The 14,879-nt window shown below is 57.0% G+C and carries 10 protein-coding genes; 1 reads left to right on the top strand and 9 read right to left on the bottom strand.

The annotated features are described in order from the left end of the window. Window positions 1-100: 100 nt before the first annotated feature. The 4 genes from ACF0H7_RS12790 to ACF0H7_RS12775 all read right to left on the bottom strand — a co-directional run bounded on the left by ACF0H7_RS12790 (window position 101) and on the right by ACF0H7_RS12775 (window position 4,227). A complete protein-coding gene (locus ACF0H7_RS12790; protein ID WP_397453116.1) occupies window positions 101-1,612 on the bottom strand; it encodes a sugar ABC transporter ATP-binding protein in 1,512 nt (503 codons plus the stop codon). 21 nt (window positions 1,613-1,633) lie between these two features. Further along, complete coding sequence (locus tag ACF0H7_RS12785) at window positions 1,634-2,584, bottom strand: sugar ABC transporter substrate-binding protein (RefSeq protein WP_397453115.1); 951 nt, start codon at window positions 2,582-2,584, stop codon at window positions 1,634-1,636. Window positions 2,585-2,667: 83 nt separating this feature from the next. Then, window positions 2,668-3,654, bottom strand: coding sequence for an ABC transporter permease (locus tag ACF0H7_RS12780; RefSeq protein WP_397453114.1), 987 nt, complete (start codon window positions 3,652-3,654; stop codon window positions 2,668-2,670). Window positions 3,655-3,711: 57 nt separating this feature from the next. Continuing rightward, the gene (locus tag ACF0H7_RS12775; RefSeq protein ID WP_397453113.1) at window positions 3,712-4,227 is read right to left on the bottom strand and encodes a flavin reductase family protein; all 516 of its coding nucleotides are present in this window, start codon (window positions 4,225-4,227) and stop codon (window positions 3,712-3,714) included. Between the two features lie 289 nt (window positions 4,228-4,516). Between ACF0H7_RS12775 and ACF0H7_RS12770 the strand changes: the two genes are divergently transcribed. Next, on the top strand, window positions 4,517-5,467 hold the full coding sequence (locus tag ACF0H7_RS12770) for a LysR family transcriptional regulator (protein ID WP_397453112.1): 951 nt from the start codon (window positions 4,517-4,519) through the stop codon (window positions 5,465-5,467). On the opposite strand, the gene ACF0H7_RS12765 is transcribed toward ACF0H7_RS12770, so the two are convergent. The 5 genes from ACF0H7_RS12765 to gabD form a co-directional block, all read right to left on the bottom strand. After that, window positions 5,459-7,051: an FGGY-family carbohydrate kinase gene (locus ACF0H7_RS12765; protein WP_397453111.1), complete on the bottom strand. Its 1,593-nt coding sequence runs from the start codon at window positions 7,049-7,051 to the stop codon at window positions 5,459-5,461. The genes ACF0H7_RS12770 and ACF0H7_RS12765 overlap by 9 nt on opposite strands. Window positions 7,052-7,069: 18 nt before the next feature. Next, a complete protein-coding gene (locus ACF0H7_RS12760) occupies window positions 7,070-8,452 on the bottom strand; it encodes an efflux transporter outer membrane subunit (protein ID WP_397453110.1) in 1,383 nt (460 codons plus the stop codon). Beyond that, the gene (locus ACF0H7_RS12755) at window positions 8,445-11,627 is read right to left on the bottom strand and encodes an efflux RND transporter permease subunit (protein WP_397453109.1); all 3,183 of its coding nucleotides are present in this window, start codon (window positions 11,625-11,627) and stop codon (window positions 8,445-8,447) included. The genes ACF0H7_RS12760 and ACF0H7_RS12755 overlap by 8 nt, the downstream gene beginning before the upstream one ends. Next, complete coding sequence (locus tag ACF0H7_RS12750) at window positions 11,624-12,739, bottom strand: efflux RND transporter periplasmic adaptor subunit (RefSeq protein ID WP_397453886.1); 1,116 nt, start codon at window positions 12,737-12,739, stop codon at window positions 11,624-11,626. Before ACF0H7_RS12750 ends, ACF0H7_RS12755 begins: the two co-directional genes overlap by 4 nt. 660 nt (window positions 12,740-13,399) lie before the next feature. Continuing rightward, window positions 13,400-14,878, bottom strand: coding sequence for an NADP-dependent succinate-semialdehyde dehydrogenase (gene gabD, locus ACF0H7_RS12745; protein ID WP_397453108.1), 1,479 nt, complete (start codon window positions 14,876-14,878; stop codon window positions 13,400-13,402). Between the last annotated feature and the right edge of the window lies 1 nt (window position 14,879).

The raw sequence follows: 14,879 nt of genomic DNA, 5'->3' as shown, positions 1-14,879 counted from the left end.
CGGGCAGCGGTTTTGCAGACGTGCAGAGACCTGCGCTACCGATGGCAACGTTCAATCAATAATTTAAAAATCAGGGCTTACTGGGGGTGCATAACAACTATCAGGCGGTGGCCAGGGTCATGATGTTATCCGGATCTATTTCTTTGCCCTGAAGAATGCCTTGGGAGCACCCTCGCGCCATGACCATCACCCGATGAGACAACCCAATGACTTCTTCCAGATCCGAGCTCACCACAATCACCGAAACGCCGGTTTCTGCCAGACCGATAATCAACTCGTAGATCGCCGCTCGAGCGCCCATATCGATACCTCGGGTCGGCTCATCCAGAATGATGACCTTCGGATTGCGAGCAATCCATTTGGCGATCACGACCTTTTGCTGGTTACCACCTGACAGCTTGTCGAGCAGTTGCTGTGCATGCCCCTTGATACCCAACGCGGCAATACACTCATTGGCAAATGCCTGGACGCGCTGATGGGTCATGACTCCGCATGAACTCAGGGTGTCCAGATTGCAGTAGGCCAGGTTCTCGGCAATGGTCTGGCTCAGCACCACGCCTTCGGACTTGCGATCCTCCGGAATCAGCACCACCCCGGCATCGATAGCTGCCAGTACGTTATTGCCTGGCAATCGTTGATCGCCGAGCAGCACTTGGCCCTGACTCAGAGCGCTCAACCCAGCAATCGCCTGAACCACTTCAGAACGTCCGGCACCGACGATGCCGGCGATACCAAACACTTCCCCCGCGTTGACCGAGAAAGAAATGTCATGAAAGCGCCCAGCCTTGTCCGACAGGTTCTGTACCTTTAGAACCACTTCGTCTCTGGGTGTCGGAGGTACCGGGAACAGCCGGTCGATCGGGCGACCAACCATCTGCGACACCAACAGACCGACATCTGCAGCGCCGCTTTCATGGCGGGCAACAAGATGGCCGTCACGCATGACAACCACCTTGTCTGCGATCCGGGCGATCTCGTCCATCCGATGGCTGATGTAAATAAACGACACACCCTGACGCTTCAGTTCCTCAATCTGCTTGAACAGCAGGTCAGTCTCTTCCTTGCCCAAGGCTGCAGTCGGCTCATCGAGAATCAACAAGCGAGAATCAAGGGTCAGGGCCCTGGCGATTTCCACCAGTTGTTGTGCGGCGATCTTCAATTTCCGGACCGGGGTATCTGGAGAAATATTTAAGCCCAAGCGTTGCAGCAACTTCTCGGTCTCCCGATACATATGCTTGCGATCGATCAATGCACCGCGGGTCGGCAGATGCCCAAGAAACACATTCTCCGCCACGCTGAGATCGGGTAGCAGGTGGATCTCCTGATGAATCATATTGACTCCCAGACCCATTGCCTCTCCAGACCCGGATGGCGAATAGGGTCGGCCTGCGAGAAACATGGTGCCCTTGGACGGAGCCAGTGCGCCGGCCACGATGGAAGAGAATGTTGACTTGCCCGCCCCGTTCTCCCCCAGCAGGGCAACTACCTCTCCGTAACCGATATCAAGGCTGATATCTTCCAGAACCTTGACTGAATTGAACGATTTGCCAATGTTACTGGCCCTGAACAACGGCATTTGAACAGCATGGCCTGAGGCCTCAATCGCGTGCATGACGAACTCTCCTTCAGCAGCTCACGGGTGCTTTTCAAGAAAAGCGGCCACGTTGTCGCGGGTAGTGACAAAGGCCGGAAGCAACTGAACCTTCGTAACCTGCTTGCCCTCTTGAAGGTCCACTGCAGTACGTAATGCGGTGCGGCCCATCTCCATCGCCTGCTGAGTGATGGTCATGTCCAGCTTACCGTCGCGAATGGCCTCCAAGGCCGAGGGCAAACCGTCATACCCGAAGACCCACACTTTATGGTCAATGTTGGCAACCTTGACCGCTTGGACCGCACCGAGGGCTGGAGCATCCGAACGACCGATAAATACATTGATGTTTGGATTCTTCTGCAACATGTCCTGGGCCACCTTGAAGCCGTTGTCTTGCAGCCAGTCAGTGGGTTTTTGGTCGACAATCTTCATTCCCGCGGCTTGAGAAAGCACTGCATCCAGACCCTTGGCCCGAGCTATTTCCGTGGAGTCACCCAGGGTCCCCTGGAGCAGACCGATTTGCGCCTTGCCTCCGGTTAATTGAATCATTTGCCGAGCCAACTCTCCGGCTGCCGCCAGGTTATCGGTCGATATGTAGGCGTCACATTCAACGTTTTTCGGGAAATTATCGACGCATATCACGGGCACTCCCTGCTGACGCGCGAGCCTCACTGGCACAGCTGAAGCGGCACTACCCGTGGCGGTGTACAACAGCACATCGATGCCTTTACTGAGCATGTCTTGAATCTGACTGACCTGCCGCGCCGGATCTGCCTGAGCGTCAGAAACCAACACTTTCTTGATGCCCAACGCTTTGGCCTGCTCCATCACGCCATCGCGGACCATCAAATAAAACACCCACTGAAGACTTGGGATCGACATCCCGACGGTGATTTCATCGACCGCTTTGCTCTGCGCTTGTACACCTGCCGAGAGCAGGCAACCGAGCAACGCCAGCCATAGATAACGCGCCAGAAAAACGCACCGGTTCATATTTTTTCCTTTTTGTTATGGGTCGAGGGAGCATCAGCAACAGGTCGCGTACGACGGTTGCCCATCAATCAAACAGTCCGAATTCAATCGCCCTTGCGCTTGAGCTGATCCAGCATTACGGCGAAGGCAATGACGGCACCAATCACCACCTGCTGAACGAAGGGTGAGATACCCGCCAGATTCAATCCATTGCGCAGAACCCCGATGATCAGCACCCCGACGATAGTACCGACCACACTGCCGGCTCCACCCTTAAGGCTGCCGCCGCCTATCACTACCGCAGCGATTACATCAAGCTCATAACCGACACCTGCACCCGCACCGGCGGTGTCCAGTCGAGAGGTGGTAATGATGCCGCCGACTGCCGCGCAGATACCGCAGATGATGTAGACCGCGCTGGTGTAGGCCTTGACCCGTATCCCCGCCAGTTTGGCGACTTTGCTGCTGCCGCCAATGGCGTAGAGGCTGCGACCTGACACCGTAAACTTAAGAGCGAACCAGAACCCTAGCGCCAGCAGCACGAAGCAAGTGACGGTGAGCGACAGGACGCCGCCATATCGGATCACTGAGAGATTGCTGAACCATTCCGGGAACCCACTGACCTGAGCACCGTCAGTGACCATGTAAGCCAGCCCACGGGCAACCGACATCATCGCCAGGGTGGCAATGAAGGATGGCAACCCGGCCCTGACCACCAATAGCGCGGTCGTGCCACCACAAATCGCACCGGCGGCAATGGCACCGAGCATTGCCAGCCACATCGGTACACCGAGCACCAGCTCCAGCCAGCTCATGACCATGATGGCCAACGCCAACACCGCGCCCACCGACAAGTCGATGCCACCAATCAAGATGACCAGGGTCATGCCCAAGGCCATGATCCCAAGCACCGTGACCTGATCCATTACATTGAGCAGATTGCTCAAGCTCATGAAGTTCTCGGTAAAGGCGGTCAATACGGCGCAGAGCAATAGCAGCCCGGCGATAGGTCCGATGACACTGGTATCGAGGCCAACCCAGTTGGGAAGCCCACCCGCAGTCTTTGCTTTAACCAACACCTGATTATTCATACCGACACCACCGACTATCTCATTATTATTATTTCGAACACTCAGCTTCACCCATGACTAGCCGCGCAACTCCCTATACCGCCCGCCCATATACATCAGTGGTTGTTCCAATGGCTGGGTAATGACATCAATGACATTGCCAATAAACACCGTATGGGTGCCGTGCTCGATTTCCTGGACCACCTCGCAAATAATCGAAGCCTGGGCATCGGCCAAATAACAAATACCGCGAACGCCTGTCTTCCATTCACCTTCGATAAACCGCTTATCCCGCAAGTCAGACTGACTGAAAATCCTGCAGATGGGTTCATGCTGGCTTTGCAACATGTTCACGCAGAATAAACCGGAACGCTTGATTATCGGGGAGGCGCTCGCGTTTCTGTTTACACAGATCAGCGCCGATGCGGGGTCCATGGAGACTGAAGAAAAAGCCGTCGCTGCCAGCCCATGCGGGTAGCCTTGGTCATCGACAGTGGTGACCAGGGTAATAGACGCAGCAAAGCGCCCCATGGCCGACTTGAACTCTGCGACCACGTCAGCCGAGTAGGCCACCTCTAGAATATTCGCACGCATACATAAACCCTCTTTCTTATATTTGGTCCCAAGCACGAGCATTCATTATTAACAATCCACGACTGTTTTCTATTCAACTTTCAAGAATTGACCTTTCACCTACTTCGAAAGGTGAAATCAACAAACAATGGGGTTGAAATACATTCACAGATGCCTGCAACACCTGCCCCCCACGCCGTCCCCGTAACTCTCATGAAACCCCGCACCCTTTCAGCAGCGTAGTAATTGTCGAATTAAAAGCTGATAATTTTCGAACAATAAGACACACCGTCCAGGAGATGAATTGGCTATGGTTGATCGACTACAGGACATGCGGCTGTTCCGCCTGGTAGTGCAAACAGGCTCACTTTCTACTGCCGGTCGGCAAATGGGTTTATCGCCCGCTGCCATGAGCGGCAGACTTAAGGCAATGGAAGACTTCTACGGTTTGCGCCTGCTCAAGCGTAACACCCGCTGCCTGAGCCCTACCCCTGAAGGACAGTTACTCTTCGAGAATGCGCTGAAGATTCTCGAGGAAGTCGATGCTCTGGACAGCATCATCAAGAGCGGTCACAGCGATCTCTTGGGAACCATTGGCCTCACCTGCCCTACCGACCTGGGTCGACAGTGGATTAGCCAACTAGTGGACGCCTTTATTAGCGAAAACCCCAATGTCAGCATTCGTTTGTTTTTCACCGACAGGATTCTCGACTTCGTCGAATCAGGATCGGACATCGCTATCCGTTTTGGCGACCTTCCTGACAGTTCACTGATCGCCCGCTCCCTGGGTTTTGATCGGCAGGTAGTCTGCTGTTCGCCGTTGTATCTGGACAGGTTTGGCGCACCGTTGCTACCCGAGGACCTGCACGGGCACAACTGTTTGGTACAACTGCGTGCCGACCTTGCGCTCGATCGCTGGCGTTTCCTCGACAAAGGCGCAGCCACCACAGTCCAAGTGAAGGGCAACCGCCTCGCCAACGACGGCTTCACCCTGCGCCAATGGGCCGTTCAAGGCCTGGGGATTATCTGGAAATCAGCCTGGGAGGTCGCCGAAGACATTCAGTCAAACAGACTGATTCCGTTGCTAGAGAACTATCAGTGCCCAACCACCGAATTCCACCTGCTCACCGAGGGCGGCAAGAAGCTGCCTCGACGTGTCAAATTGTTCGTCGACTTTGCCGTGCATTACTTCAAGAACCTGGACACACCGGTCAAGCACATCCTCGCACCACCCGCTCGCAGACAGTTGGCATCAGTGTAGAGAGACGGACTGCAATTCGAGAAATACCGGTGTCAGGTTGCTGCGCATTTGCTCATAAGCCTTGCGCATGCCTGCATAAAACTTCCCTTTGAGCGGGTCCGGTAGCGCGTTGTTGACGATCGGTTCCTGCCACTGTTCAGCCGCCTTCTGCAAATCAGGCAACACGCCGGCACCTCGGCCCGCAAGCAAGGCAGCGCCCATCGCTCCATACTCGGCTACCGGGCGCTGATGGTAAGTCAATCCCAACACATCGGCCTTGATCTGATTGAACAACTGACTGTTTGCCCCGCCTCCCACCCCCAGCAGACTGCTCTCGTCGACCGACACCTGCATGTCGTTAATGCACTGCAGAAAGCGCGCGTACTCGTAGGCAATTGATTCCATCATTGCTCGACACCGATCGGATTTGTCGTGCCTCCAGTCGAGCCCAACAAAAGCGCCGGACATCGCCGCGTCAAAGGGTGCATGGCTGCCGCCCAGGTGCGGCAGAAATAACAGCTTGTTACGATCAGACAAGGGCGCGCCGACTAATGCATCAAGCTTGCTGAAATCGTCGTTGGCCAGCCCAAGCCAATTGAAATTCATTCCTCCACCACCGACATAGGCGGCGCTATAAAACAGCTCCGGCAGGCAATGCCTGAAGGTCGTCAGGGTTTTGTGATGGGTATCGACGACAAACTCCTCCATCACCGTCGCCAGCACCGAGCCGGTGCCGGCGATGTCGAGCAACTGTCCGGTTTTGAAGGCTGCAGCCCCAAGCATCGACGCTGCAATATCGCCACAGCCAGCAAATATCGGCGTACCGGCCAGCAGCCCGCAAGCCGCGGCCGTACTCTGCGATACCGCTCCGATGACATCCCAAGGTTTGACCAAACGCGGTAGAAGATCGGCGTCGAGGCGGAACTCCGACAGCAGCGAGTGATTCCAATCTAACGCTTGGCTATCGGAAAAACTGTTGGAACCCAGGTAGGTGTAATCCATGAATGCGTCGTCACTACTCAACGCTGCCATACGTCCCGCCACGTAGGCGGCCGGCATAATGATCTTATTGATCCTGCGATAGATCTCAGGGTGCTGATCGCGCCAGTACAGCCATTTCGCTGCATGATTGGCAGTAACCGGGCCGCCCGAACACTCCAGGATAAGCTGCTCATACTCCTTGAGTTGGTCAACTTGAGGGGCGCAACGCAGATCCAGCCAGGAGTCATAGGGAGTGGTCGCTTCCCAATGACGTCCCACCGTGGAAATGCCAGCCATCTGCCCACATATCGCTACACCGGCGATCACCGCAGGAGGCGTCTCAACCTGACTCAGCGCATCTTTGATTGCCCGCAATACCGAGGCGTACATCTCCTCGGGCTCCTGCTTGAAAACCTGACGTGCCGGGTTCAGCAGACGGCTAGGGTGACTGGCAGCTGCTCGTCGGGAACCGTTTTCGTCAACGATAACGACCCGAGTGCTGGACGTACCCATGTCCACACCAATCAGTAACGCGCGACTCTTCAAGGGGCAGTACTCAGATAGTGCAACGATGATGGTTGTAGCTACAGAATACCGATTTGAAGTGATCGCGGCAGCTGCCACGGTCTATCTCCTACAGACCTAACCTCCCAATGCGTTTACTAACACCGCCTGATTCTGCCACTGGGCGGTCTTGACCTGAGACAGCGCATTCTGCGCCGCCAGTTGCACCCGCTGCGCCTGCAACACATCCAGAAATGGTGTTTCCCCAGCCTGCCAGGCGCGCTGGATCTGCGCGGTAGCAGCGCTGGCCTGACTGGCCGCACTGGCCAGCAAAGTCTGACGTTCGACATTGCGTTGCGAAGCAGCCAGGGCTGACTCTACCTCGGAAACGGCCGTCAGCACGGTGCGTCGATAATTCAGCAACGCCTGCCGTGCCTCGGCATCCCGAAGATCAACCACATTACGCCGGCGACCACCGTCAAACATCGGCACGCTGGCATTCAACCCGGCCAGCCAGAACGTCGAACTGGCCAGATTGGCTGCGCTCACACCATCCATCAAAGACCCCAGCGCCGCCGACAGGCTCAAGCGTGGCAACAAGTCCGCCTTGGCCACACCCACTCGCGCATAGGCCGCAATCAAGCGAGCCTCGGCGGCGCGTATGTCAGGACGTCGACGCAACAGATCCGCAGGCGTACCGGCCTCCAGCAACGACACCGTCGAGACGTTCGCCGAGCTCTGCTTGAACTGCTGATAAAGCGTCTCGGTCGGCTCGGCAAGCAGCACCGACAAGCGATGCAGTGAACGTTGCCAGTTCAGTTGCAGCGCTGGCACTTGGGCGGCGGTGGAATCGGACTGAGAGCGTGCACGAAGCAAATCCGCTTCTGGACTATCCCCTGCCGCATACAACTGCTCAGTCAGTTGCAAGGTCTCAGTCTGGCTGGCAGCACTTTGTTTGACGATCGCCAGGCGCTCCTCCAGCCCACGGGCCTCGGCATAAGCCTGGACCACTTCAGTGACTAGCGCTACACGCACACCACGCGCCTCTTCTTCGGTCGCATTGAGGTCCGCGTCGGCAGCACGCTCACCTTCACGGATGCGGCCGAATAGATCGATTTCCCACGCCGCACTCAATCCCAGTGAGGTCGGTTCAGTGATCAGCGAGTCAGTAAAGCCCGCCTGATCAGCCGAGATCCGCTGACGAGCCGCACTCGCCTCCAGATCGACCTGAGGACTGCCGGAAGCTCTCGCGATGTTGCGCAGTGCGCGCGCGGCATCGATCCGCGCCAGCGCAATCTGCAGATCAAGGTTTTCTCCCAAGGCGCGCGCCACCAAACGGTCGAGCAACGGGTCCTGATAAAGCTTCCACCAATCGTCGGTCACGCTGGCGGGTAAGGCCGCTTGAGCGTTCACGAAACTGTCGACCGGAAAGTCGCTCGTGGGCGGCATGACCGGGGAGGCGCAGGCGCTCAGAAGCGCCGCCCCAAGTAGCAGACCTGGAACACTGAGATAATTATTCATGGACCACGCCCTGATCAGAATGGTTGGTTTGAGGCTGTACCTGATGCTCGCCACCGGCCATTCGGCGGATCATCACATAGAAGACCGGAGTGAACAGCAGACCGAACAGCGTGACGCCGATCATTCCGAAGAACACCGCTGAACCGACTGCCTGACGCATCTCGGAACCCGCCCCCTCGGACATCACCAAGGGCAACACACCCAGGACGAAGGCCAACGAGGTCATCAGAATTGGTCGCAAACGAAGGCGACACGCCTCGACGACCGCGTCAACAATGCCTCGCCCATCTTTCTCCTGCTGCCTTGCCACTTCGACGATCAGGATCGCGTTCTTCGCCGCCAGTCCCACCAGTACGATAAAACCGATTTGAGTCAGGATATTGATGTCCTGCCCCATCAGGCGTACGCCACCGGCAGCCGCCAGCAGACACATCGGCACAATCAGCAGTATCGCCAGTGGCAAACTCCAGCTGCCGTACTGTGCCGCCAGTACCAGGTAGACGAAAATCACACACAGCGGGAACACCAACAGGCCCATGTTGCCGGCAGTGGTTTGTTGATAACTCAGATCAGTCCACTGATAGGTGATGCCGGGGGGCAGCGTCTCGTCAGCCAACCGCTCCATCGTTTTGATCCCGAACTCGGAACCCAGTCCCGGCAATGTGTCGCCGTTGATTTCCGCAGTAGGAAACAGGTTGTAGCGTGGGAATCGCTCCACACCCAGCGCCTCATGTAGACGCGTCACGCTGGCAATCGGCACCATCTGACCGGCATCGTTGCGCACCTTGACCCGTGACAGATCCTCCGGCGTGACCCTGTACGGCAAGTCCGCCTGCGCCGTCACTCGATAAGTACGTCCCACGAGGTTGAAATCGTTGATGTAGGACGAGCCAAAGTACGTCTCGATAGCCTGGTTGATCTGGCTGCTTGGCACGCCCAGCATTTCAGCGCGCTCGCGGTCCAGCTCGACAAACACTTGTGGCGTCCTGGCCGAGAATGGTGAGTAAACGCCGGTCATGCCTTGAGTAGCGTTGGCGGCGGCGATCAGGTCGTCGGTTGCCTTGGCCAATGCTTCGGTGCCCAACCCGGCAGTATCCTGCAAACGCATGGAGAAACCGCCAGTGCTACCCAATCCTTGAACCGGTGGGGGCGTGGCGACAATGACCGTTGCACCGCTGACCACTTTCAAGCGTTCACGCAAGTCTTCAGCGATCTTGTCAGACGTCAATCCGTGCACTTTACGCACCGACCACGGCTGGAACACTGGAGCCAGGCCGGCCGAGTTCGATGAGCTGGTACCGGTCACCATCGAGAAACCGGAGAACGTCGGTACTCGATCCACCCCTGGCACATCCAGGGCAATCGCCTCGATCTGCTGGGAAATCTCGTTGGTCCGCTCCAGCGACGCGCCGTCAGGGAGCTGTACGATGACCACCAGATAGCCACGATCCTGAATCGGGATGAAGCCCTTGGGCGTCGACACCAATAGATAAGCAGTCGCAACAATCAGCACCGCGTAGATCGCCAGCATCAACGGGGTTTTTGCCACGAGACCACGCACACTGCCTGCGTAGCCTGAAGAGAGTTTCAGGAAGCCGCTGTTGAAGCCATCGGCTGCGCGCTTGAGCACACCAACGATGCCTTTTTTTGGTTCCTGAAGGGCTTCAGGATCGTGTCGACGCAGAATCATCGCTGCCAACGCTGGCGACAGCGTGACCGAATTGAACAGCGAGATTGCTGTGGCCACCGCAATCGTGATCCCGAACTGGCGGAAGAACTGACCAGAAATACCCGGAATGAACGCGGTCGGAATAAACACCGCACACAACACCAGGGTAATGGCGATCAACGCACCGCCGATTTCCTGCATGGTCACGATGGTCGCTTCCAGCGGGTTCTTGCCATCAGCCAGATGTCGCTCGACGTTCTCCACCACCACAATGGCGTTGTCGACCACGATCCCCACTGCCAACACCAACCCAAACAGCGTCAGGTTGTTGATCGAGTAACCAAGCATCGCCATGACTGCGAAGGTGCCGACCAGAGACACAGGGATGGCCAGGATCGGAATAATCGACGGCCGCCAGCCTTGCAAAAAGATCATGATTACCAGCACCACGAGGATGACCGCCTCGTAGATGGTCTTGCCCAGCTCACCGATACTGTCGGCAATAAACGCTGTCGGGTTGTAACCGATGCTGTATTCGATGCCTTCCGGGAATTCCTTGCCGATTTTTTTCATGGTCTCTTCGACCACCTTCATCGTTGCCAGCGCATTGGCGCCTGGACGCTGCAGCACTTGCAAGCCGATAGCCGGGTTACGCAAGTAATAGGTGTTGTTGACGTACGCCAGCCCGGCGATTTCCGTGCGCGCGACATCCTTGAGACGCACAAGACGCCCGGCAGTACCCGACTTGAGAACGATGTTGTCAAAGTCGGCCGGCTCTTTCAGTCGGCCCTCGAATATCAGGTTTGGCTGAAACGCCTGGGACGCCACGGGAGGCTGGGCGATCACCCCGCCGGCCACCTGCGTGTTTTGCGAACGCACCGCGGCGATGATGTCTGCCGGCGTCAGATTGAAGGCCGCAACACGCTCCGGATCAAGCCAGATACGCATCGAGTATTCGCGTGCACCCAGCGGGTTGATGTCGCCTACCCCGTCGATACGCTTGAGGACATCCGCGACGTTACGGATCGCGAAGTTCGAGACGTAGAGTTGGTCGTAGGTGCCCTTGGGCGAGGAGATGAAGATCGTCGACAACTGCGTCGGCGACGACTTGCGCACCGTCACGCCACTGCGCTGTACCGGTTCTGGCAAGCGCGGTGTGGCCAGCGCCACACGGTTCTGCACCAACACCTGTGCCTTATCGACATCGGTGCCGCTCTTGAAGGTCACGGTCAGGTTCAGGCTGCCATCGGACGTCGCCTGGCTGTACATGTAGAGCATGTCCTCAACGCCGTTGACCTCCTGCTCGATGGGAATCGCCAAGGTCTCGGCCACGGTCTGCGCCGAGGCGCCGGGGTAAGTCGCGGTAACGACCACGGTGGGTGGTGCGATGTCCGGATATTCCGAAGTCGGCAAGACCAGATAGGCCAGCCCACCGATAATCATCAAGACGATTGAAAGCACAATCGCCAATACCGGTTGTTCGATGGATGTGCGCCCCAGGCTCATAGCTGCGCTTCCTTGGTCGTAGGTGCTTTCGCGAGCTGAGTCACTGAGCGTTCTTGCGCCGTGGCGGTTTCACCCGCTCGCACGCGCTGCAGGCCATCGACGATCACCCGGTCCTGCTCCTGCAAGCCACTGACGATTTCGCGTAGGCCGTCATGTAGCTTGCCGAGCGTGACGGGCCGTATTTCGACCTTGTTCTGCGGGTTAAGCACATAGACGACTTTGCGGGTTGCGTCGACGCTGATCGCGGTGTCCGGCAGCAACAATGCCGGGTAAGCCGCGTGGCTGGAGAACTGCACCCGGCCAAATTGCCCCGGGCTCAACAGCAGGTCTTTATTGCTGACCCGGGCACGCTGGCGCAAGGTGCCGGTGGACGGGTCGAGCCGGTTGTCGATGAAATCCACGCGACCGGTCATGCTCGGCTCGGCTTCACCTGGCAAGGCAATCCGCACCTGGCTCTGGTTGGCGGCAGTACTCGCCTGGCGACGGTATTTGAGATAACTCTGCTCATCAATATCGAAGTAGATATCGATCGGGTCCAGCGACACGATGGTGGTCAACAACGTGGCGCTGCTGTTGCCACCGTTGACCAGGTTGCCCTCACTGATCAGCTTGCGGCTGATGCGCCCGCTCATGGGCGCGGTGATCCGGGTGAATTCCAGATCCAGCTTGGCATTGGTTAATGCACCTTCGGCAGTCAGAACTTCGGCTTGGGCCGCCTGACGTGCCTGCAAGCGCTGATCGTAGAGGCTACGGGCGATGGTCTTGGATTCGATCAGGACGTTGGCCCGGGAAAACTCCTGCTCGGCCAACGCCAGTTGTGAACGAACCTGATCCAGTTTGCCCTGCGCCTGCACCACTGCGGCCTGGAACGAGCGCGAATCGATCACAAACAGTAAATCGCCTTTCCTGACGGTCGCGCCATCCTGAAACGCGACTTTCTCCAGATAGCCACTGACCCGCGAACGGACATCCACCGAGTCGGTGGCCTCGAAGCGCCCGGTAAAACTGTCCCAATCAGTGATCACCGACTTGACCGGCTGACTGACCGTCACGCTCGGTATAACCGGTGCACTACTGGCTTTGTCCGGATCACAGCCGCTCAAGGCCGCCACCAGCGCTAGGCTGACAGCAGATATAGCGACACCTTTGATGACCTTCAACTTAACTGAGGACGATGTTGCAAACTTCCCCGTTGTATACGAGTTCACGTTTAGTTCTCTCCACAGGTGACCATTGAATGAATGTCATCCAATGCCCCGAATTAAAACTTCTATTCGTTTATTTAAGTGCCGACAGCGATGGGAAACGAGGGACTTAACGTTGACTTGAATATTTAGTAAATGACTTGTTACGCGCGACAAAGGCTTCTGACTCTTCCGCATGAGTTGCCAAGGACGTAGAAAGGGCTGCCAGCGTAGCGAGCAGAGCAACGGTTTTTTTGAAATACGTCATGTGTGGCGTTCTCGATAGTCATTAAGTAGAGACCAATTTTCCGGCACCGCCGCTTGAAGATAAACCGCATGAATGCGAAAAGAATATTGACTAAAAAGCAAAAACGAACGCTCTATCACGGACACTACAAACGTTCTACCGCGCGAACCAGGCTCTTCACGCCAAAACCTTGTGAAGCGCGATCACTAATGGATAAGCAATGACAGACGCCAGCAAACGTTTATTTATTGAGGTGATAACGCGGACGCGTTATTTGAAGAGGACAGAACTATTTAAATCAATAAAAAAGAGATGGCCTGGCGGCCATCTCCTCCACGCTATCAGCGGTCAATTCCCCCCAGGCAGAGGTATTTGATTTCAAGATAGTCTTCGATTCCGTATTTGGAGCCCTCACGTCCAAGTCCCGATGACTTCACACCACCGAACGGCGCCACTTCCGTCGATATCAATCCTTCATTGATCCCGACGATGCCGCATTCAAGCGCCTCCGCCACTCGCATGATCCGACCGATGTCACGGCTGTAGAAATACGAAGCCAGACCGAACTCGGTATCGTTGGCCATCTCGATGGCTTGCGCCTCGGTACTGAAACGGAACAGCGGTGCCACAGGACCGAACGTTTCCTCACGGAATACCTTCGACTCCCTTGGCACGTTCACCAGGATGGTCGGTCGGTAGAAACTGCCCCCCAATGGATGACGCTCGCCACCTAACAAGACAGAAGCTCCGCGCTTGATGGCATCGGCGACATGCTCCTCGGCCTTGCGCACGGCCGCGTCGTCAATCAGAGGACCGATCGTCACGCCCTCCTCAAAACCGCTACCCACCTTCAAGGCTTCGACCGCGACTTTCAGTTTGGCGGCGAAAGCATCATAGATACCGTCCTGGACCAGCAGACGGTTAGCGCACACACAGGTCTGCCCGGCGTTTCGGTACTTGGATGCGAGCGCGCCCTGCACCGCGGCGTCCAGATCGGCATCGTCAAATACGATGAAGGGCGCGTTACCGCCGAGTTCCATGCTGGTCTTTTTGATTGTAGGCGCGCATTGGGCCAATAGCGTGGCGCCGACCTCGGTGCTACCGGTGAAGGACAGCTTGCGCACGTCAGGGTTGGAAGTCAGCTCGGCTCCGATTTCGCTGCCTGGCCCGGTAATCACATTACACACCCCGGCTGGCAGACCTGCACGCTCGGCCAACACTGCAATAGCAATGGCCGAAAAGGGTGTCTGACTCGCAGGCCGCAGGACGCCGGTACAACCGGCCGCCCAACCTGGCCCAGCCTTGCGGGTAATCATCGCCGCCGGGAAATTCCAGGGAGTAATCGCCGCGAAGACCCCAATGGGTTCCTTCTGAACGATGATGCGGCTGGACGTTGAATGGGAGGCGATGGTATCGCCATAAACACGCTTGCCCTCCTCTGCAAACCATTCGATGAACGACGCTGCATAGGTGATTTCGCCACGGCTCTCGGCCAGCGGTTTGCCTTGTTCGGCCGTCATGATCCGCGCCAGGTCTTCGCGGTGGGTGATCATCAATTCGAACAGGCGACGCAGTTTTACCGCACGCTCTTTGGCAGTGAGCGCTCGCCAGGCCGGCTGTGCGCGCTTGGCAGCGGCGATTGCCAGCGCCGTCTCAGGCGTGCCGAGGGAAGGCACGCGGCCCAGCACGTTACCGGTTGCCGGGTTGGTGACGGTGATGCTGCGCCCCTCACCGATGGCCAGCCACTGACCATCGATGTAGTTCGCCTCTCGAAACAGTGAAGGATCGTCGAGTGTCGAAAGGAAGTTTGAATCGGCCATG

The sequence above is a fragment of the Pseudomonas sp. NA-150 genome (genome assembly GCF_044336365.1).
Lineage (GTDB): Bacteria > Pseudomonadota > Gammaproteobacteria > Pseudomonadales > Pseudomonadaceae > Aquipseudomonas.
This window is presented reverse-complemented; position numbering and strand designations above follow the sequence as displayed.

What these genes read in the sequence shown, in the direction of transcription:
- ACF0H7_RS12790 (WP_397453116.1), bottom strand. Translation starts at nt 1,612, where the DNA reads ATGCACGCGATTGAGGCCTCAGGCCATGCTGTTCAAATGCCGTTGTTC.
- ACF0H7_RS12785 (WP_397453115.1), bottom strand. Translation starts at nt 2,584, where the DNA reads ATGAACCGGTGCGTTTTTCTGGCGCGTTATCTATGGCTGGCGTTGCTC.
- ACF0H7_RS12780 (WP_397453114.1), bottom strand. Translation starts at nt 3,654, where the DNA reads ATGAATAATCAGGTGTTGGTTAAAGCAAAGACTGCGGGTGGGCTTCCC.
- ACF0H7_RS12775 (WP_397453113.1), bottom strand. Translation starts at nt 4,227, where the DNA reads ATGCGTGCGAATATTCTAGAGGTGGCCTACTCGGCTGACGTGGTCGCA.
- ACF0H7_RS12770 (WP_397453112.1), top strand. Translation starts at nt 4,517, where the DNA reads ATGGTTGATCGACTACAGGACATGCGGCTGTTCCGCCTGGTAGTGCAA.
- ACF0H7_RS12760 (WP_397453110.1), bottom strand. Translation starts at nt 8,452, where the DNA reads ATGAATAATTATCTCAGTGTTCCAGGTCTGCTACTTGGGGCGGCGCTT.
- ACF0H7_RS12755 (WP_397453109.1), bottom strand. Translation starts at nt 11,627, where the DNA reads ATGAGCCTGGGGCGCACATCCATCGAACAACCGGTATTGGCGATTGTG.
- gabD (WP_397453108.1), bottom strand. Translation starts at nt 14,878, where the DNA reads ATGGCCGATTCAAACTTCCTTTCGACACTCGACGATCCTTCACTGTTT.